A 19,613-nucleotide genomic window follows, 5' to 3' on the forward strand; every position below is an offset into this window, starting at 1 on the left:
GTAATAGATTGAAAATGTTGCAGATGAATTATTTGAAAGAATTAAATACCTTTTGGTATGTTGAAAAATGTGAATTTGGGAATTATAAACCCGAACATAGCATTTTAGTAAAGTCGAACAAATGGCGGGAGGATAAAGAATGACTGAAAAACTAGATGTATTGATTATTGGAGCAGGGCCAATCGGCTTGGCATGTGGAATAGAGGCTAAAAGAGCCGGACTGAATTACCTTATTGTGGAGAAAGGCTGCATCGTAAACTCACTCTACAATTACCCAATGAATATGACCTTTTTCTCTACTTCTGAGAAGCTGGAGATTGGGCAGGTTCCTTTCGTTTCAGACAGCTCACGCCCCAAGCGACACGAAGCATTGGAGTATTACAGACGCATTGCAACGAGCTTCAAACTAAATATCCACCTCAATGAATTAGTACAACAAATAGATGGTAATTTCCCTGATTACATAATCCGAACGGATAAAAACACATATCAGGCAGAGCGAATAATTATTGCAACAGGCTTTTATGATATTCCCAATTTGCTAAAGGTGCCGGGTGAAGAATTACCTAAGGTGAAGCATTATTTCAACGATCCGCATTTCTATGCCATGCAAAAAGTGATCGTGGTGGGTGCCAATAATTCGTCGGTAGATGTGGCTTTGGAAACTTACCGAAAAGGTGCTGAGGTCACTATGGTAATTCGTGAAGGCGAAATTGGCAAGCGAGTGAAATATTGGGTAAAGCCTGATATAGAAAACCGCATTAAGGAAGATAGTATCAAAGCCTATTTCTATTCCCAAATTATTGAAATAAGAGAGCAGGAGGTGGATATACAAACGCCCGAGGGAGTGATAACCCTACCTAATGATTATGTTCTTGCCATGACTGGCTATCAACCAAACTTTGCCATGCTCCAAAAATTTGGAATCCAACTAAGTGAAGATGAAAAAAGACAACCCAGCCATAATCCTGAAACTATGGAAACGAATAAAAAGGGAATTTATCTAGCTGGAGTAGTATGTGGTGGTATGGATACGCACACATGGTTTATCGAAAATTCAAGGGAGCATGCTAGTAAAATATTTGAGGATATTCTCTCAAAACAAGCAGCATTAAAGAAATAAAACTCATTACCTATTGGTGCTAAATAAAAGAGTCACAAAAACTATTTGAGTAGATTAATCGTTTATAATTTCATTTATAACATTAATAAGATAGTTTTGCATCTTTATTGTCTAGAAAAATTAAAAAGCATGAAGAAGTATTTGTTTTTATTAATCCTTTTCGTTTTCGTTTATAAGGCAGAAGCACAACAGCAAACCAAAATTGGGCTTAATTTATTGATTGAGCAAAATACTTCAGGGACTTACTTTGAACCAGGGATTGGCCTTTCTATCGAAAGACAAATAACCAAAAGAAGCGGGATCGAATCAGGATTATATTATCGAACTACCGAACGATCTCTATATACGTCTTTTTACGACCAACCAAATATACTAAGTATTTCATATATAGATATTTATGAGCATTTTCTATCATTGCCAATCCTCTATAAATTCCACTCTAGAATTGTGAATTTTGCTGTTGGACCGACCATGGACTACTTCGTAGGTTGGAACCAAGCAAGTGGTAATAGTCAAGTTGAAGTTGCGGATTATAATATCAGCCCAGATTTGTCATTTGGAGCAATGCTTAAGTTGAGTAAAGCAATTAGGTTGGGCGAAAAAGCCAGCCTAGAGCCAGAAGTTAGAATAAACCCTAATTTCACTTATGGAATAGCATATTTGGGTTTTGGCATTCCACTAAAGTTCAGAATTGATTGATATTAATACACTTATAAAAAGGAAATAAAAATTGCGACCCAATAATGAGTCGCAATTTTTATTTAAGAGTATCCTTAAACTTACTATATTTTCTGCAGTAAAATTGCCCAAGCTTCTTGAACTTTATTGTCAGCAAGTCTGAGCTTGGCTGCCATGTGAAGATGATCTTGCAGTGACTCGTGATGTTGCTTCATTCGGTGAAATATTTCTTGCACTTCGGCATCCTCCCACATTTTTTCTATTTCTTCTTCTGTTGGTAAAGCTTCTACATTGCCCAGTTTACCCAGATCATTTCCGGATAGAATTGTGGAATATCGGATAGCATCTGGAATGGCATCTACACCCATTCCCATTGTGCGTAGCGGTTTGGTTATTTCAAATAAGGATTCACCATTTGCACGCGTGTACCAATCGCCACCCATTCTGCCTACCAAATCAATTTTGAAAGGATCAATCTTATCATCATCATCGAAAATACCATCACTAAAATGAGCTAAAACCACCTCGCAAATCACCAAATGCCCTGCTCCGCCTTCCTGACCCAACTCTATTATATCCTTTACTTTACATTCAAAGGAGGCTGGTGATTCTTTCACTCTTGGCGGTTTCACATTCGTGGAAGCAACTTCAGTTAACCCTGCTTTCACAAACTCATTTACACCTTTAGGATATTCCGTACTACTCAACGACATCTGCTCTACAATAGGAAAATTCACGATGTTGATTACCACTTCCGGTACCTCCCGCATATTGTCCAGCGTGTGTTTCATGGTATTGTCGCGCACTCGTCTGGCAGGCGAAAAAACCATAATCGGCGGATTCGCCGAAAAGCAATTGAAAAAGCTATATGGACTCAAGTTTACATTTCCATCTTTATCTACCGTGCTAGCAAATGCAATGGGTCTTGGAGCCACCGTGCCGAGCATCAAATAGTGAAATCTACCTACCGAAACTTCCTTTGGATTGACAGTCCTCATAAAATTAAATTGCTGGTAAAACTTTAGTGCTTACTTCTCCAAAACCCACTCTTACGCCATCTTTCTCGGCATACCCACGCATAGTAACCGTGTCCCCATCTTCGATAAATACTCGGCTTTTATTATTGGCCAATTTTAAAGGTTTGGTGCCTTTCCAAGCAAGCTCGAGCATACTACCATAAGAGTCGGGCGTAGGGCCGCTAATCGTTCCTGACGCATACATATCGCCAACTTGCAAATTGCACCCATTTACAGTTTGATGAGCTAATTGCTGATTTACACTCCAATACATATACTTGAAATTCGATTTACAAACGGTAGTAGCATCATCGCCTTCCGGCTTTATATCTACTTCTAGGTTTATGTCAAAATTGCGTGAACCATCGACTTTCAAATAAGGTAAAACCTCCGGTTCTTGTTTTGGCCCCTGCACTCTAAATTGTTCTAAAGCCTCGATGGAAACAATCCAAGGAGAAATGGAAGAGGCAAAACTCTTTGCCAAGAAGGGCCCAAGTGGCACATATTCCCATTGCTGAATATCCCTTGCAGACCAGTCGTTAAAAAGCACGAAACCAAAGATAAATTCCTCTGCTTTATCTGCCGGCACATTTTGCCCCAATTCGGTAGCTCTACCAGTGATAAAGGCCATTTCCAACTCAAAATCTAAGCGGGTGGATGGCCCAAATTCCGGCGCATCTTTATTGGGATCTTTCCTCTGCCCCTTTGGGCGATGAATACTCACTCCAGATGGAATAATCGACGATGCTCTGCCATGATAACCCACCGGAATATGTTTCCAATTTGGTAGCAGTGCATTATCCGGATCACGAAACATGGTTCCTACGTTCGTAGCATGCTCCATACTGCTATAAAAATCCGTGTAGTTTGGCACTTTCACGGGCATATACATCTGCACTTGATTTCGCTTTTTAAATATATGCGAAATGTATTCATGATTGCCTTGAATTTCTTCATTACCAACTGACATCAATTCTTGTACTCTACGTCGTAGTGCATTGGTAATATCCTTTCCTAAAGCGATATAGTCATTCAAAGTATCTTTCTTAAAAATACCCTGTGGCAAATCGATTTCCTCAAAAAAGCTCGCTTCATGCATCGCATTCAAGTCTAGGACAAAATCGCCAAGAGCCATTCCTGCTCTTTTCACACCTACGTTCTCACAAAATATTCCGATTGGTAAATTATAAATACTAAAATCTGAATTTTCAGGTATCTCTACCCAACTCTGTATTTTGTTAATCATTATCGCTTTTTAAATATTTCTAAACAGTATTAATAAGGCAGTATCATACTACAAGTAGTAGATTCGAATACTCCTTCCTCACAAATATAAATTTAAAGAAAGCCATTCCCAATCTAATTGCAGAATCCTTCCTCCCGCTGAAGAAAATTTACTTAATTTTGCCATAGAAAATTTTGTGAATTTTATGAGTATTGCGAGCAAGTACAATCCTGCAGAAGTAGAAGACAAATGGTATAAGCATTGGATGGATCAGAAATTTTTCCATGCCCAAGTAAATCCAGAAAAAGAACCATATACTATTGTGATTCCTCCGCCAAATGTCACTGGCGTGTTGCATATGGGTCACATGCTCAATAATACGATACAAGATGTACTCATCCGCAAAGCGCGAATGGAAGGCAAAGAAGCTTGCTGGGTACCCGGCACGGATCACGCTTCCATCGCTACCGAAGCCAAAGTTGTAGCAATGCTTCGTGAAAAAGGCATAAAAAAGAGCGAAATCGGTAGAGATGAGTTCATGAAATACGCTTGGGAGTGGAAAGAAAAATATGGTGGAATTATCCTCGAGCAATTAAAAAAATTAGGAGCTTCATGCGATTGGGACAGAACGAGCTTCACTATGGACGAAGGCTATTATAAAGCTGTTGTTCAAGTGTTTGTAGATTTATATCGCAAAGGATTTATCTACAGAGACCTACGCATGATCAACTGGGATTGCGAAGCAAAAACTGCGCTGTCAAATGAAGAAGTTATGTATAAAGAAGACGGTGAAAAATCTGTGCTTTATCATATTCGCTATCAGATCAAAGATTCCAAGGAATTTGTTGTAATTGCCACACAACGTCCAGAAACAATCATGGGCGATACAGGTATTGCGGTAAATCCAAAAGATCCTCGCTTTACCCATTTGATTGGCAAAAAAGCCATCGTTCCTTTTATCAACCGTGAAATTCCAATCATTGCCGATGAATATGTAGAGCTAGATTTTGGTTCTGGTTGCTTAAAAATCACTCCTGCGCATGATCCGAATGATTATGAACTAGGGAAAAAGCACAATTTGGAAGTGATTGATACGATCAATTTGGATGGTACTCTCAACGAAAAATGTGAAATGCCGGAGTATGTTGGAAAGGATCGCTTTATCGTTCGCAAAATGATTGTGAAGAAAATGCTGGAGGCTGAGCTATTGGTGAAGGAGGAAGATTTCATCACCAAAATTGGTCGTTCTGAGCGTACCAATACGGTGGTTGAACCGAAACTTTCCCTTCAGTGGTTTATCAAAATGAAGGAAATCTCTCGCACTGCACTCAAAGCTGTGGAAGAAGATGAGATACAACTCCACCCGCCAAAATTCAAAAATACCTATCGCCATTGGATGGAAAATGTGAAGGATTGGTGTATTTCTCGCCAGCTTTGGTGGGGACATCGAATCCCTGCTTGGTTCCTTCCTGATGGTGATTTTGTGGTGGCAAATACAGAAGAAGAAGCTCTAAAATTAGCGCAAGAAAAATCTCCAAATATCAGCTTAGCTGATTTAAAGCAAGATGAAGATGTATTAGATACTTGGGCTTCGTCCTGGCTGTGGCCAATGGCAGTTTTCAATGGCTTCGAGAACTTCGATAAAAAAAGCGGGAGGATTGAACAGCCGAATGCAGAGCTGGCCTACTTCTACCCGACTAAAGTATTGGTAACTGCACCAGAGATTTTGTTCTTCTGGGTAGCAAGGATGATTATCGCAGGCTATGAATATATGGGCGAGATGCCCTTCAAAGATGTATATCTCACGGGTATTGTGCGCGATAAGCAAGGTCGCAAAATGTCCAAATCCCTTGGCAACTCGCCCGATCCTATTGAGCTGATGCAGAAATATGGAGCGGATGGCGTTCGTACAGGTATGCTATTTAGTTCTCCTGCCGGTAATGATTTGCCATTCGATGAAAAGCTATGCGAACAAGGCAGAAATTTCTCCAACAAAATCTGGAATGCATTCCGCTTACTCAAGGGGCTTGATGTAGGACAAACACCTTCCTCTAATGCCGAGAAAGTAGCTATCCAATGGATGGAAAATCGCTTGAACCAAGCATTGGTGGAAATTGAAGATCATTATGGAAAGTACCGTATTTCTGATGCATTAATGGGTACTTACAAGCTTATTTGGGATGATTACTGTGCGTGGTTCTTAGAAATGATAAAGCCTGCTTATGGCGATCCAATTTCCGAAGAAACGCTAAATAGCAGTATTGCCATTTTCGAAAAGCTACTAAAAGTACTGCATCCATTTATGCCATTTATTACCGAAGAGCTGTGGCATAGTATGGGCACAAGAGGTGAAAAAGATTGCATAATTGTGGCGGAATGGCCAAAAGCAGCAACTTTCGACAAAGGAATCATCGACGCTGCTTCCTTGGCATTCGAGCTGATTTCTCAGATTAGAAATATTCGTAGTAGCAAAGGCATTTCTCCAAAAGAACCGCTTGAGCTAATTATCAAGACTGAAAAGCCGGAAGCTTATAGCCAATTTCAACAGCTAATTGAGAAATTGGGTAATTTGAGTAGCATTCAATTCAATGGAAATGCTCCTGAAATGTCCTTTAGCTTTATTATCAATTCGGATGAATGTGCTATCCCTGCGGGTAATAATGTGGATTTGGAAAAAGAGAAAGCTGAAATGCTGAAAGAATTGGAATATGCTAAAGGCTTCCTCAACTCAGTAATGAAGAAACTTGGAAACGAACGTTTTGTGAATAATGCTCCAGCTCAAGTACTCCAAAACGAGCAAAACAAAAAAGCAGATGCGGAAGCTAAAATCAAAACCTTAGAAGAAAGCTTAGCTAAGATGGGCTAGATGGACTTTCAAATCCTTTGCATTTTTGTGAGAAGTATTTTATCGCATAGGAGAAGTGGAGGCGCAAAGTTTCGTATTTCTTCTCTGCGATCTTCGTGTCTTCACTTGGCGCATCTCTGCGTTTAAATTCTTCCTTTTTCAAAACCGAGGAGAACACTGAAATTTACGCAAAGCGCGCAAAGGATTTATTTTATCTGCGTTTATCAGCGTAATCTGTGGGAGAAAAATATTACCCGCTGATTGGCGCAGATGGTTGTACAATGAAATGCCTTCTCTGCGATCTTCGCGTCTTCACTTGGCGCACCTCTGCGTTTAAATTCTTCCTTTTTCAAAACCGAGAAGAACACTGAGATTTACGCAAAGCGCGCGGAGTATTTATTTTATCTGCGTTTATCAGCGTAATCTGCGGGAGAAAAATATTACCCGCTGATTGGCGCAGATGGTTGTACAATGAAATGCCTTCTCTGCGATCTTCGCATCTTCACTTGGCGCACCTCTGCGTTTAAATTCTTCCTTTTTCAAAACCGAGGAGAACACTGAAATTTACGCAAAGCGCGCGGAGGATTTATTTTATCTGCGTTTATCAGCGTAATCTGCGGGAGAAAAATATTACCCGCTGATTGGCGCAGATGGTTGTACGATGAAATGCCTTCTCTGCGATCTTCGCGTCTTCACTTGGCGTATCTCTGCATTTAAATTCTTCCTTTTTCAAAACCGCGGAGAACGCTGAGATTTACTCAAAGCGCGCGGAGGATTTATTTTATCTGCGTTTATCAGCGTAATCTGCGGGAGAAAATTGCCCGCTGATAGCGCAGGTGGTTGTATAATGAAATGCCTTCTCTGCGATCTTCGCGCCTTCACTTGGCGCATCTCTGCGTTTAAATTCTTCTTTTTCCTTAACCGCGGAGGGCACGGAGATTTACGCAAAGGGCGCAAAGGATTTAATTTCTTCTCTGTGTTTATCTGCGAAATATGCTGGAAAAATTACCCGCGGATGGAGCAGATTTGCGCAGAAAAAATCATAGTTCAGACATTCTCTGCTTCTTCACTTGCGCATCTCTCTGGTTAAATCCTTCCATTATAAAAATTGATGAGGTTTGCCCTAAGACATTTTTGTCTTTAGTTTTATCAAAAAAATTCCCTTGGCAAAATTCATAGCATTTCTTCGAGGTATAAATGTTGGCGGCAATCATAAAGTGCCAATGCAAGAGCTAAAGGATATTCTCTTAAATATGGGTTTCGAGAATATCATCACTTTGCTCAATTCAGGTAATGTGATTTTTGAAGCTAAACCAACAGAAATTGCCGAATTAGAATCACAGATTACCCAACATTTAAATTCCTCATTTGGATTTCCAATTCCAGTGATCATTCGAAGTGCTGAAAACTTAAAACAGCTTATTCAAAGCGATCCATTCAAAGGAATTACAGTCACCAAGGAAACAAGGCTATACCTAAGCTTTCTTAGAAAAAGCCCTCAAACGGAAATACCATTACCATGGGTTTCAGAAGATAAATCTTTTCGAATATTAAAGATCGACGAGGCCAATATCATAAGTATATTAGATTTGAGCATAGGCAAGACCGTGAAAGGGATGGATGATTTAGAAAAGCTATTTGGCAAAGATATCACCACTCGGAATTGGAACACCATTTTGAGAATTGGGGAGAAGCTTTAGTCTCATTATGATGCTATCACATTATGCATCAACTATTTTTATTGAAATAATATCCTTAGGTAAATTAATTAAAAGAAAAAATTTCATCTTACGTACGATTAATAGAGTTGCATAATATTCATTAACAAATACTCTGATGAAATTCAAAAATAAGATAGTTTGGATCACTGGCGCATCATCCGGCATTGGTCGCGCTCTTGCTTTAGAATTTGCACGGCAAGGTGCTATTGTTGCTGTCACCGCAAGAAGAGTAGAATTACTTAAAAAGTTGGTAATTGAAATAAAGGCCGAAGGCGGCAATGCAAAGGCATTTTATTGTGATATTCTTAATGATTCAAGTATTCAAAAATGTATCTCTGATTTAATATCTGAATATGGCAAACTTGATATTGCCATTGCAAATGCAGGCTTTGGTGTAGTAGGTAAAATTGAGGACTTAACTGAAAAGGATTGGCAAAGACAACTAAATGGAAATGTTGTTGGTCTTGCCCTCACCATTAAATATGCACTACCTGAATTACGTAAAACACAAGGTAGAATTGTCCTGATGGGAAGTGTGAGCGCTTTTGTGCCCAACCCAAATGTCGGAGCATATGGAGCATCAAAGGCGGCAGTCCATTCAATTGGAGAAACTTTACAAGTGGAATTGCTAGGTTCTGGCGTCACTTGCACCACTATTCACCCTGGCTTTGTTGTGAGTGAAATTACGAGAATTGACAATGATGGTAGTTATCATAAGGATAGGGAAGATCCTAGACCATCCAACTTAATGTGGCCTACCAATAGAGCCGCAAAAGTTATAGTAAATGCCATTGCCAAAAGAAAAAAGGTCTTTGTATTTACAGGTCATGGAAAAATTGCTGTTTTCCTTGGTAAATTTTTCCCGATAATCGCCCGTAAAATAACTTCTAAAACTGCTAAATAACACTACTGACATAGGCCTTCAATCCCTCATAATCATCTCCATTTCAAACGAAACAACTTTCCCATCAACCCCCATACTTTAAGTTTTTGATTAGTCAGCTTGAGTGCTTAAGGGTTATAATTTTAATCTGCGTTGATCAGCGTAATCTGCGGGAGAAAAAACCGCCCGCTGATAGCGCAGATTTGCGCAGATGGTTGTAAAATGAAGCGTCTACTCTGCGCTCTTCGCGTCTTCACTTGGCGCATCTTTGCGTTTAGATTCTTCCTTTTTATTTACCGCAGAGGGCGCGGAGATTTACGCAAAGATTCGCAAAGGATTTAATTTCTTCTCCGCGTTTATCCACGTAATCTGCGGGAGAAAAAACCGCCCGCCGATAGCGCAGATTGGCGCAGATGGTTGAAAAATGAAGCGTCTACTCTGCGCTCTTCGCGTCTTCACTTGGCGCATCTTTGCGTTTAAATTCTTTCTTTTTTAAAACCGCTGAGATATACGCAAAGATTCACAAAGGATTTAATTTCTTCTCCGCGTTTATCCGCGTAATCTGCGGGAGAAAAATTGCTTGCAGATTTGCGCAGATGGCCTTTGAGGGTTTCTCTTATGGTTCATTTGCTTTATTCAACCGAAATAACCTCTTCACTCCCTCATAATCATCTCCATCTCAAGCGGAACCACTTTTCCGTCAATCCACACACTTTCAACTTTAAGCTCTTTTAATTTGTCAGCTGGAGTATCCAATGGATTTCGGTTCAATATCACAAAGTCAGCCTTTTTGCCTTTGCTGATGGAGCCGATTTCATTTTCCATAAATGCCGCATAAGCTCCAGTAATAGTCATAGCTTGCAAAGCTTCCATTATCGTAAATGCTTGCTCAGGATACCACCCTCCCGCCTGTTCTCCGGCTAAGTTTTTACGGGTAACGGCGAAGTATAGCGTTTCCACAGGCATCCACGGCTCACCTGGCAAATCAGAGTTCAGGATAATTGGCGCGCCTGCATCCATTATGCTTCTCCAAGCATAGGCCAGTTTTATTCTTTCATTCCCAACCCTATCTTCTGCCCATTTGCTATCGCCCACCGCATGGCTCGATTGCACACTGGAAATATACTTTCCTTTAGCCGCTCTTTCAAAAAAGCTCGGCAATACAACCTGAGCATGCTCCATACGCCAGCGATGATCTATATTTTCATAGTCTGCCAATGCCTCCTCATACAAGTCGAGTACTCGGCGATTGGCTTCATCACCTATACTATGCACAGCCATTTGAAAACCATTTGCAGCAGCCTTTTTACCTAATTCACGCACTTTGTCAGGGCGAATTCGCTCAGTCATTTGGGCTGCTTTGGGATTATCTGAATAAGCCGCCGCCATCAAGGCAGTACGTGAGCCAAGTGAGCCATCGTAAAACACCTTAATAGATTGCACAAATAAATAGCCATTAGGATCGGCATACGGTCCTCGCTCAAACCACTCATTCATAAGCTCGTCATCATTTCCATTGAGCATTGCATATACCCGGATGGGCAATTTCTTAGCTTCAGCCAATTCCATATAAGCTTGCAATACAGTAGGCGAAACTCCCGCTTCGTGCACAGTGGTGACACCCGCTTGTAATAGCGCTTCTGCGCCAAGCAAGATTGCCTCTTTGGCTTCCTCTACCGTTTCTGCTGGAATATGCTGATTCACCAATTGCTGTGCAAGCGTTTCCATGACTCCCGTAGGCGTGCCATCTTCGCGACGCATAATTCTGCCCACTTCTGGATCAGGCGTGTTTGCATCAATTCCAGCAATTTCCAATGCTTTGCCATTGTAAAACCCTCCAAAGCCATGCAGGGATTGTAGTCTTACAGGATTATCAGGAAATGCTTCATCCAATAATTCTCTATCAGGATAACCCTTGGAAGCCCAAACACCTTCGTCCCAACCCTGAACAATAAGCCATTGTCCAGGCTGTGGATTTGGAAAAAATCGCTTTAATTCCTCCACCATTTCTTCTACCGAAAGCAAACCTTCAATATTTGCTTTGCGCTTTTGCTGGCCAAATTCATGAATATGCGTGTGCGAATCAACAAAGCCTGGCAATACGGTTTTTCCTTGCAAATCATACTTTTGAGCATTTGGAAATGCCGCTTCTAAATTGGTCAAATCACCCACTTCCAAAATGACATTGCCTTCAATTACAAAGGAATTTGCTTCGCCATTGTCCATCGTAAGGATGCTACTGTTATGAAACAAAATCGCATTTGAATCTACCTTTGGAGCTTTGCAAGAGGTAAGAAAGATTAAGCCGAAAAGAATAATAAAAGAGGCCTTGAGTAATTTACAATTCATAGGAGAAAAGGGATTTACAAGAAACATATCCAAAATTGACAAATTTTATTCGAATTAAAGATGCCAAGCCAATGAAATCGGGCTTTCGCCGTTTCATTAATTATTATATTTGCCTCAATGAGAATAGGAATTTTTTTTGGTGGTAGATCTCGCGAACGTGAAGTTTCTTTTGCGGGAGGTCGCACCGTTTATGATAATCTAAATAAAAGTCTCTTTACACCTGTACCCATATTTGTAGATAGCTGCGGGAATTTCATCCAGCTCGATTGGCAATATGTATACAAAGGCACTATTCGAGATTTTTACCCTCCCGCCAATTTTATTCCTGATTCTGAAAAGAATTTCCAAATCTATATCGAATCTCTTCAAAACTTGAGCGAGGCAGATTGGGAGCTTTTGATTTCTCAAGTCGGCAAGCAAATCGAACCCAAGGATTTCTCGAAACTCATTGATTTTGCATTCCTCACTCTTCACGGTCCTTATGGCGAAGATGGAAGTCTGCAAGGTTTGCTCGAGTGGTACGACATCCCCTATAGCGGCTCTGGAATCTTACCTTCTGCTATTGGCATTTCCAAGACTGCTCAAAAGCAGCTCTTTGGCCGTATGGGTTTCGATACACCCCATTGGACAGTAATTAAAAAATCAGATTACGATCAAAATGCTGATAAAAAAGCACTGCTGAATGATCTTGTAGCCCAGCTTGGCTTGCCGATGGTCTTCAAAGCACCGCATCAGGGTTCGTCTATTGGTGTGAGTATATTAGAGCAAAATGATGTTCAGGCATTTGAATTGGCCATTGCAAAAGCATTTTTCCAGCGGAAATTTAATGCTTCAGAATGGATCAATTTGACCGATGATGAAAAGGTATTTGTCATTGCTCAGCTTGCGGATATACGCGAAGGTTTGGGCATGCCACTGCTTGCAGATGGAAATTTATTGCACCATCCGCAAGAACTATTTGACACATTCGAGCGGGAATTCGCGGGAGGAAAGGATTCAATCTTGCTAGAAAGTCCAGATGCTGAAAGCGCCATTTTAGCCGAGTCATTTATCGACGGAAAAGAATTTTCCTGCATTGTAGTAGAAGACGAAAAAGGCGAACCACTTGCCTTGCCTCCTACCCAGATTTTAAAGAAAAGCAATTTCTTCGACTACAAAGCAAAATATCTGCCTGGCATCAGCCGTAAAATAACACCCATAAAAGTGCCTACGGAGCAAATCCAAAGCATTCGAAAGGCTTGCGAAGATTTATACAAAGCCATGGGCGGCGAAGTGTATGCCCGCATTGATGGCTTTATTCAAGAAGATGGAAAAGTATTTCTGAACGACCCGAATACGACTTCGGGCATGCTTCCATCATCATTCTTTTTTCACCAAGCGGCGGAAATTGGCCTGAATCCAAGCCAGTTTTTGACCTATATTATCCGCACCTCACTTGCTTGTCGTATGTCAAGTGGCAAAGCTGCGAAGGCTATTGCTAGCCATCTAGCAGACTTAGATATGCGGGTAAGCGAACTACAAGATCAATTGGATGAAAAGCTAAAAGTGGCGGTAATAATGGGTGGTTTTTCGTCGGAAAGACATATATCTGTAGAAAGCGGCAGAAACATTTATGAAAAACTTGCCAGCTCTACCAAATACCTACCTATTCCAATTTTCCTTAGTGGAAAAGAAGGAGCACATGAATTGCATCAAATTCCTGTGAATATACTGCTAAAGGATAATGCAGACGATATTTATGATAAGATTCACAGTTTCCAAGCAGATCGGGAGCATCCCATACTTTTATCAATCCGCGAAGAAGCGGGAGGATTAAGCAGACAATATGCTACTAAAGGCAGTTTGGCATTACATAAACTAAGTTACGCAGCCTTAGCGGAAATTTGCGATGTGGTGTTTATTGCCCTCCATGGCCGACCAGGCGAAGATGGTGCGGTGCAGGTAGAGCTAGAAAAAGTTGGGCTGCCATACAATGGCTCGGGTGTAGAAAGCTCCCAAATCACTATCAACAAATACGAAACCAACCAAATATTGCGCAAGCATGGCATTTTGGTAGCGGGTCACGCATTAGTTTATCAGCATGATTGGGAACAGGATACTAACAGAGTGATCGCCCAATTGGAGGAGCAATTCCAATATCCGATCATAGCCAAGCCAGCCGATGATGGCTGTAGCTCAGCAGTCAAGAAAATTAAAAATAGAGAAGAGTTGATTGCTTATGCTCGAATTGCATTTCGAAGCCAAGCGCCTTTTCCAATAGAGGAAAGCAGACTTCTTAAATTGAAACCTACAGAGGAGTTCCCTCAGAAGAATTTTTTCTTAGTAGAAGATTTGATATCAGCCAATGGCGCCGCTCGATTCTTAGAAGTAACTGGCGGCTTACTTACTAATGTGGGCGCTGATGGTAATATTGAATATACCGTATTCGAGGCATCAGAAGCTTTAGCGCAAGGGGAGGTTTTGAGCTTGGAGGAGAAATTCCTCGCTGGTGAGGGACAAAACATTACGCCGGCTCGTTATGCAAAAGACAAGACTGAAAATCAGCGCATTTCCGATGAAGTAAAATCTACTTTGACGAAAGTTGCCAAAATATTAAACATCGAAGGATACGCCCGAATTGATGCTTTCGTTAGAATATTTGCTGATGGCAAAATAGAAACCATTATTATTGAGGTAAATTCATTACCGGGAATGACGCCGGCTACTTGTATATTCCATCAAGCAGCCATTGAAAATTACAAACCATTTGAATTTATCGATGCCATACTTAATTATGGCATACACAAATTAGATTTAAGCAAAAGCTCATGATAAAGTCGCTTACCAAAATATTGATTAATCTGGCCATTATCGGAGGAATAGTCATCGTATCATCTTTGATTTTTTTCTATTGGTATTTGCCTACTACAACCAATCATGGCGATTCGATTACCGTGCCCGACCTGCGAGGCATCACCTTGGATAGGTTAGATGAATTTGTCACCTCCCGCGATCTTAAATATGAGATTACAGAAGACTCTGCTTATTCTACAGATTACCCAAAAATGTCGGTAGTAAAGCAATATCCGCAAGTAGGTGAAAAAGTGAAGCGCGATAGAAAAATTTATATCACACTCAATCAAAATACGCCTCCATCTATCCCAATGCCCGATTTGGTAGATGTGTCTGTAAAAAACGCTCAATTGATTTTACAAAGCTCAGGTTTAATCCTAGGGGAGATTACTTATCAACCTGATTTAGCACAAAATGCAGTACTAGAACAATGGCATCAAGGTAGAAAAATCAACCCGGGTGAGCCTCTTGTGAAAGGCTCACAAATTGATTTGGTGGTTGGCGATGGTTTAGGCAACCAGACTTTTGATGTGCCAGAATTCATTGCCATGGATTTGGATGAAGCAGAATTTTACTTAGTGGGTATTGGCTTGCGATTGGGCAGTGTTATTTATACTCAGGTAGATTCTCTGCCTCCAGGCTCTATTGTAAGGCAACAACCTGCCTTCGGCGAGACGATTAGAATTGGCGATATCGTCGATTTATGGGTGGCAGATGATGAATTCAATACCTACAGAAATAGAAAAAGAGAGGATGAATCCGAACTCTAATGAGGATCCAAATTAGATACATCCTTTTAAGTGTAATTTGGCTGAGTGTAGGCATGTCAAATGGCCTTGCCCAGCTTGTAACCTATCCTATTTCGACAAAATCTGATAATTCAAATCTTCAATTATTCTCATACCAAGAAAGCTTGGCTGGAGATACCATTTCGTTGCCTTTTCTGGATGATTTTTCCTTTCCTAATAGGCAATTGAATCTGTCTTGGTGGCAGGCTAGCAGCAAAGTTTGGGTCAATAATAGCATGGGCTTAAATCCACCAAGTATAGGTGTAGCAACGTTCGATGGCAACGATCCGGACGGGAGGCCTTATGTTCGCAATGGAGAAGCTTCTGGTTTTGGAGATAGTTTGGTCTCTCTTCCCATAAACATGACTGCCGTGCCTTCAAATAAGCGAAGTACAGTAGTTTTGAGCTTTTACTGGCAGAAGAAAGGATTAGGCGAAGAGCCTGATCAAGAGGATGTTTTCCAGTTATTATTCAAGAATAATGAAGGTAATTGGAATGTAATTTGGGAAGTGAATGGCTTAGTAGATGTGCCTACAGATAGTTTTCAATTTGAGTCTATGGCAATTAACGCTGATCAATATTTTCACTCAGGTTTTCAATTTGCCTTTCGCTCATCAGCCAATATTACTGGCCCATTCGACACTTGGAATTTGGATTATGTATGGCTCGATCAAGATCGAAAATTGAATAATAGAGCTGTTAAAGATCGGGCCTTGAGCTCCCTATTGAGACAAGGGCTATTCGGCAACTACTCTCAAGTACCGGCCGAGATGGCTCGCAATTTCCCCAGCGAATTTATTGATACTACCTTAGTGGAATTCCATAATTTGGATTCGCTTCTTCAGCCAATTGAATACAATTCATTTATCAGAAATGTAAGTACTGGCGCAGTTATTCAACAGATGAATAATAGAACTATTCTTGATCCCATTCCGCTTGGCTTCGAGAAAAGGGATATGAAAGTGTTTCCTTTAGATCCAAGCCAATTACCCGAAGGTGATAGTCTTGCTTTGGAGTTTCACTTTCAGCTTATCAGTGGTGATACCATTTACCGCAGACCGCCAAGCAATTATTTTCAATCGATTGATTTCCGCTCAAACGACAGCTTCACCCTCCCGCTTTTGCTACATCAGAGTCTAGCGTATGACGATGGCACAGCAGAATTTGCTGTGGGTATCAACCAAAATGGTGGCCGAGTTGCTTATCAATATTGGGTTCCCGAAACAGACATTATCACAGCTATCGATGCGAATTTTCCATTTATTCCTGGTGGACAAGAAGGCCGTACAATTGAGCTGCTAATCATCAAATCTTTAGGCCGTACACAAGAGGAAATTCTCCATCGACAAACTATTAGTATTCCAGCTTTTGCAGGAAGGGATTCACTAAGCAGAATTACCTTAGAAAGACCAACAGCGGTTCAAGACACTTTTTATATTGGCTACAGACATATTGGAATTTTGCCAATTGCAGTGGGTTTGGATAAAGATTATGACAGCTCGGAGAAGCTCTTTGCGAATGTAACGGGCATTTGGGAGCCGGTAGATGATATTATAGGTTCGTTAATATTTAGACCTGTTTTCAATAAAGGAATAGCCGTAGGCGACTTGGATAAACCAAGCGATGCGCAAATTCAATTGTACCCAAATCCGGCGGGAGGATGGGTGAATGTAATCTCGCCGTATGAAAATTATCAATTGATCGACATGACTGGACGGGTTGTATTACAAGGAAAATGGAAGCAAATTGGGCAGCATCAGTTAAATATTGAGACTCTTAGACCCGGAATTTACGTTTTTCGCACTTTTTCGGGTAAATTTGCCCAGCAGAAAAAACTCGTAATTCGATAAGCACCATGAACCTAATAACTGCAGAAGAACTTTATCAAAAATTATCCTCAGGAGAAAAAATTGAGGTAATAGACGTCCGTGAGAAATGGGAGTATGACGAGGAGAATATAGGAGCGGTGAATATTCCGCTGTATGACTTGCCTAAGCAACTTGATGAAGTAAAAAAATACAATAATTGTGAAATTGTACTCCATTGCAAAACTGGTGCAAGAAGTGAAAAAGCAAGAAAGTACCTAGCCTCCGTAGGAATCAATACCTGTAAAAGTCTTTGCAACGGAATGGAGGAATTCAAAAACACCTATGGCTCCATCAATGCTATTGCTTCCTCAAACATAAATGGCTGAGGACTAAAGCAAAGCACAAATATTACTAAAGCAATCCAACCAATAATTTGGCGCTTTCTATCCAATTTCTGCTCGAATAAAACTCTTGGATGATGTACGCCCATAAATCTACCAATAAGTAAGCAATACAATAACCAACCTGTATAGCCTTGAAAATCTGGCCAAAACCATTGGCAAGCAAACTGAATAGTAAAAATCATAAATGCCATTGCAATTCTGTCGAATGGACTACGAATAAGTCGGCTGAGGCAAATAAACAAAAAGCCTATATAAAGTGGTATGCTCCACATCAAATCCATTGCAGGCTCCATTGGCGATATCAATCCCAAGCCAGAATAAAATAGAAATACCAAGAAAACTGCTGAACTGATATAGCCGTGTTTGCGGCTTCCAAATAGCCCAAATACCACGTGTCCGCCATCCAATTGACCAATTGGAAGAAGATTCAATGCAGTAAAGAATAAAGCCAAATAAGAAGCAAATAGCCAGGGAAAGTGAATGATCTCATAATAATTTGGCATTCGTTCGGGATCGGCCACATAAGTTTCAAATAACCAGAAAAGAATATTCGGACCTAATTTGAATTGCATCAAATTGGCATTTTCCTGGTTATTTGGATCGTAAACATGCTCAGCATACTCCAACCCATATTGCTCGTATTCTGGGTGTATTTCAAAAATAAAATCCGCTGGAGGTAAATTGGTGAATGCATAGAACATTACCATAATAGCAATTACAAAACCAGCTAATGGTCCTGCTACGCCCACATCGAAATACTCCTTGGTACTTTGGATTGCACCTTTGATTCGAATAACAGCGCCAAAAGTACCAATGCTAGGCGAGCCCATAAATCCTAACCAGCCTGGTATGTAATAGGGTAAAGTAACAGGAATGCTATACTTGCGAGCCATAAAATAATGGCCAAATTCATGGAAAGTAAGAATCCCCAAAAATGGAATTGAGAACTCAAGCCCGGCTAAAAAGTCGCTCCAAGTCATTGCAAATTCACCTTTCGCCAAAATAGATTTGCCCGTAAGCCATTCCGCACCAGACATGGTGGTGCAAGCCAAGGTGATTATAAATAAGCCTAGATGTTTGAGGTAATTATTGGGTTCTTTCTCCAATTCCATTAAAAAACAGTCAAAATTTCATTAGGATGCGAAATTAGCTTTGTTTGAATACCTAAACTATTTGCTGCTCGAATATTTTCCGCATTATCATCCAAAAAATAAAGCTCATTGGCATTACTTTGCTCTCGTTCTAGAACCATCTGATAAATCTCTAAAGATGGTTTTCGGACGCCCATTTGAAAGGAAAAATAGATTTCATCAAACCAATGAGCAAAATCATCCCTTTGAGTTTTCTCTTTCAGGATAGCATTAAAACCTTTCATATGCAGATAATTGGTATTGCTAAGCAGCACTAGCCTGTAGTTTTCACGAAGTCTCTCAAACAAATTTAACTTCTCCATCGAAATATCAATCAGCATAGTATTCCATAACTCTATCAATTGTTGATCAGATATTTGAGAATTATTCATAATACTTCGTAGCTCATCCAGAAAAAATGAATTTGATAATAATCCCATTTCATAATCTTTGAAAAGCTGATAATCTAATCCTTGCTGCCAAGCGGGATGATCTAAGGAAATTGCATTTTGCTGGAAGCGCTTGAAACAGCCGGCAGGATCTATATCGATGATAACACCACCTAAATCGAAAATCAATGTATGAATAGCGGGAGGAAGCATAAATCGTATTTTGGATAAAAATGAATGCCGAAATTATGGCAGAACACCAGCATTACAAAAATATGAGATGAAGAATTAGAGGTCAACACACCAATAATGGCTTGTGAATTCAATCAAAAATTTAGCAAAAGCCCATTCGGATATTGCTTATTCCCATCACATCCATTATTATTGCACTCCGTTTTGAAGGCTGTATTCAATCATTGAAT

Annotated in this window: 14 protein-coding genes; 9 read left to right on the forward strand and 5 right to left on the reverse strand. The window is 40.4% G+C overall.

Translation table 11 applies throughout. From position 1 onward, the window contains the following. The first annotated feature begins 139 nt into the window (after window positions 1-139). Window positions 140-1,123: a YpdA family putative bacillithiol disulfide reductase gene (locus ACOXY8_RS03170; protein ID WP_458330113.1), complete on the forward strand. Its 984-nt coding sequence runs from the start codon at window positions 140-142 to the stop codon at window positions 1,121-1,123. A gap of 129 nt (window positions 1,124-1,252) precedes the next feature. Beyond that, on the forward strand, window positions 1,253-1,822 hold the full coding sequence (locus ACOXY8_RS03175; protein WP_458330114.1) for a hypothetical protein: 570 nt from the start codon (window positions 1,253-1,255) through the stop codon (window positions 1,820-1,822). A gap of 83 nt (window positions 1,823-1,905) precedes the next feature. Here the strand turns inward: ACOXY8_RS03175 and ACOXY8_RS03180 are convergent, their stop codons facing one another. Further along, window positions 1,906-2,799, reverse strand: coding sequence for a flavin reductase family protein (locus ACOXY8_RS03180; protein ID WP_458330115.1), 894 nt, complete (start codon window positions 2,797-2,799; stop codon window positions 1,906-1,908). 4 nt (window positions 2,800-2,803) lie between these two features. Then, entirely contained in the window at window positions 2,804-4,063 is a 1,260-nt protein-coding gene (gene fahA, locus ACOXY8_RS03185; RefSeq protein ID WP_458330116.1) for a fumarylacetoacetase, read from the reverse strand. A gap of 184 nt (window positions 4,064-4,247) precedes the next feature. Here fahA and ACOXY8_RS03190 point away from each other — a divergent pair, with 184 nt between their 5' ends. The 3 genes from ACOXY8_RS03190 (at window position 4,248) to ACOXY8_RS03200 (ending at window position 9,512) form a co-directional block, all read left to right on the forward strand. Continuing rightward, complete coding sequence (locus ACOXY8_RS03190) at window positions 4,248-6,908, forward strand: valine--tRNA ligase (RefSeq protein WP_458330117.1); 2,661 nt, start codon at window positions 4,248-4,250, stop codon at window positions 6,906-6,908. Window positions 6,909-8,050: 1,142 nt separating this feature from the next. Further along, entirely contained in the window at window positions 8,051-8,587 is a 537-nt protein-coding gene (locus ACOXY8_RS03195; protein WP_458330118.1) for a DUF1697 domain-containing protein, read from the forward strand. A gap of 136 nt (window positions 8,588-8,723) precedes the next feature. Beyond that, a complete protein-coding gene (locus ACOXY8_RS03200; protein ID WP_458330119.1) occupies window positions 8,724-9,512 on the forward strand; it encodes an SDR family NAD(P)-dependent oxidoreductase in 789 nt (262 codons plus the stop codon). Window positions 9,513-10,145: 633 nt separating this feature from the next. On the opposite strand, the gene ACOXY8_RS03205 is transcribed toward ACOXY8_RS03200, so the two are convergent. Continuing rightward, window positions 10,146-11,840 carry an amidohydrolase gene (locus ACOXY8_RS03205; protein ID WP_458330120.1) on the reverse strand — a complete coding sequence of 565 codons (1,695 nt, stop codon included), beginning with the start codon at window positions 11,838-11,840 and terminating at the stop codon, window positions 10,146-10,148. A gap of 117 nt (window positions 11,841-11,957) precedes the next feature. Here ACOXY8_RS03205 and ACOXY8_RS03210 point away from each other — a divergent pair, with 117 nt between their 5' ends. From ACOXY8_RS03210 to ACOXY8_RS03225, 4 genes are read left to right on the forward strand one after another with little or no spacing between them, the layout of a single operon-like run. Continuing rightward, window positions 11,958-14,651: a D-alanine--D-alanine ligase family protein gene (locus ACOXY8_RS03210; RefSeq protein ID WP_458330121.1), complete on the forward strand. Its 2,694-nt coding sequence runs from the start codon at window positions 11,958-11,960 to the stop codon at window positions 14,649-14,651. Then, complete coding sequence (locus tag ACOXY8_RS03215; protein WP_458330122.1) at window positions 14,648-15,442, forward strand: PASTA domain-containing protein; 795 nt, start codon at window positions 14,648-14,650, stop codon at window positions 15,440-15,442. The genes ACOXY8_RS03210 and ACOXY8_RS03215 overlap by 4 nt, the downstream gene beginning before the upstream one ends. Continuing rightward, window positions 15,442-17,310: a T9SS type A sorting domain-containing protein gene (locus ACOXY8_RS03220; RefSeq protein WP_458330123.1), complete on the forward strand. Its 1,869-nt coding sequence runs from the start codon at window positions 15,442-15,444 to the stop codon at window positions 17,308-17,310. Before ACOXY8_RS03215 ends, ACOXY8_RS03220 begins: the two co-directional genes overlap by 1 nt. 5 nt (window positions 17,311-17,315) lie before the next feature. Continuing rightward, a complete protein-coding gene (locus ACOXY8_RS03225) occupies window positions 17,316-17,654 on the forward strand; it encodes a rhodanese-like domain-containing protein (protein ID WP_458330124.1) in 339 nt (112 codons plus the stop codon). Here ACOXY8_RS03225 and ACOXY8_RS03230 read toward each other — a convergent pair. Continuing rightward, window positions 17,609-18,784: a site-2 protease family protein gene (locus tag ACOXY8_RS03230; RefSeq protein WP_458330125.1), complete on the reverse strand. Its 1,176-nt coding sequence runs from the start codon at window positions 18,782-18,784 to the stop codon at window positions 17,609-17,611. The two genes, ACOXY8_RS03225 and ACOXY8_RS03230, sit on opposite strands and share 46 nt — an antisense overlap. Beyond that, window positions 18,784-19,404: an HAD family hydrolase gene (locus ACOXY8_RS03235; protein WP_458330126.1), complete on the reverse strand. Its 621-nt coding sequence runs from the start codon at window positions 19,402-19,404 to the stop codon at window positions 18,784-18,786. The genes ACOXY8_RS03230 and ACOXY8_RS03235 overlap by 1 nt, the downstream gene beginning before the upstream one ends. Window positions 19,405-19,613 lie beyond the last annotated feature (209 nt).

This window comes from Peijinzhouia sedimentorum (assembly GCF_049340005.1).
Classification (GTDB): Bacteria; Bacteroidota; Bacteroidia; order Cytophagales; family Cyclobacteriaceae; genus CAXBDP01.

Coding starts and splice junctions, on each gene's coding strand:
- ACOXY8_RS03230 (WP_458330125.1), bottom strand. CDS start 18,784: ATGGAATTGGAGAAAGAACCCAATAATTACCTCAAACATCTAGGCTTA.
- ACOXY8_RS03210 (WP_458330121.1), top strand. CDS start 11,958: ATGAGAATAGGAATTTTTTTTGGTGGTAGATCTCGCGAACGTGAAGTT.
- ACOXY8_RS03225 (WP_458330124.1), top strand. CDS start 17,316: ATGAACCTAATAACTGCAGAAGAACTTTATCAAAAATTATCCTCAGGA.
- ACOXY8_RS03180 (WP_458330115.1), bottom strand. CDS start 2,799: ATGAGGACTGTCAATCCAAAGGAAGTTTCGGTAGGTAGATTTCACTAT.
- ACOXY8_RS03200 (WP_458330119.1), top strand. CDS start 8,724: ATGAAATTCAAAAATAAGATAGTTTGGATCACTGGCGCATCATCCGGC.
- ACOXY8_RS03175 (WP_458330114.1), top strand. CDS start 1,253: ATGAAGAAGTATTTGTTTTTATTAATCCTTTTCGTTTTCGTTTATAAG.
- ACOXY8_RS03170 (WP_458330113.1), top strand. CDS start 140: ATGACTGAAAAACTAGATGTATTGATTATTGGAGCAGGGCCAATCGGC.
- ACOXY8_RS03215 (WP_458330122.1), top strand. CDS start 14,648: ATGATAAAGTCGCTTACCAAAATATTGATTAATCTGGCCATTATCGGA.
- ACOXY8_RS03235 (WP_458330126.1), bottom strand. CDS start 19,404: ATGCTTCCTCCCGCTATTCATACATTGATTTTCGATTTAGGTGGTGTT.
- ACOXY8_RS03220 (WP_458330123.1), top strand. CDS start 15,442: ATGAGGATCCAAATTAGATACATCCTTTTAAGTGTAATTTGGCTGAGT.
- fahA (WP_458330116.1), bottom strand. CDS start 4,063: ATGATTAACAAAATACAGAGTTGGGTAGAGATACCTGAAAATTCAGAT.
- ACOXY8_RS03205 (WP_458330120.1), bottom strand. CDS start 11,840: ATGAATTGTAAATTACTCAAGGCCTCTTTTATTATTCTTTTCGGCTTA.
- ACOXY8_RS03190 (WP_458330117.1), top strand. CDS start 4,248: ATGAGTATTGCGAGCAAGTACAATCCTGCAGAAGTAGAAGACAAATGG.